Annotated in this window: 1 protein-coding gene; it reads right to left on the reverse strand. The window is 47.5% G+C overall.

From position 1 onward, the window contains the following. A partial coding sequence (locus JEP36_RS17835; RefSeq protein WP_232805482.1) for an Ig-like domain-containing protein occupies positions 1 to 556 on the reverse strand: 556 nt, incomplete at both ends.

Below are 556 nucleotides of genomic sequence, written 5' to 3' on the forward strand. Positions count from 1 at the left end.
GCCACTTCTGGGATAGTCAGCACTGGCGCATCGGTGACACCATCGGTTTTTGAAGTCACAGTTGAAGGGTCACTTTCATTACCGCTTGGATCTTTGGCAACACCCGTTACTTCGCTGTTATCTTTCACATTATCCGCAGGGATCGTCGCTTTATCACCATTGCTATCCGGAATTAAAGCAGGGGTATCCGATATCCAACCATTGTCGCCTTTTTCTAAGGTCACCGTATGTTTGTCACCGTTTTCATCTTCAAACGTAATTTCTACGGTATCACCTTTATTGGCATCCGTTGGCAGTTCAATAGACACCGAACCGTCATCTTCTGCTTTTAATTCTGGTGCTGAAGGGGCAACCGTATCGACCGTAAAGTCTGTTGCTTTACCCTCACCACTCGTATTACCCGCAGGATCGGTAATTTCTGCTTTCACAGAATAATTGCCATCCGGAGTTGCTTTATCCGCAGGGATAGTCACTTCGGCTTTACCCGCTGTCACTTCATCTGCCGTCAGCGTATGTTCAACGGTGTCAGTGCTACCGTCAGGTTTGGTGATCGTCA

This window comes from Proteus sp. PR00208, from assembly GCF_016238545.1.
In the GTDB taxonomy this organism is placed as follows: Bacteria; Pseudomonadota; Gammaproteobacteria; order Enterobacterales; family Enterobacteriaceae; genus Proteus.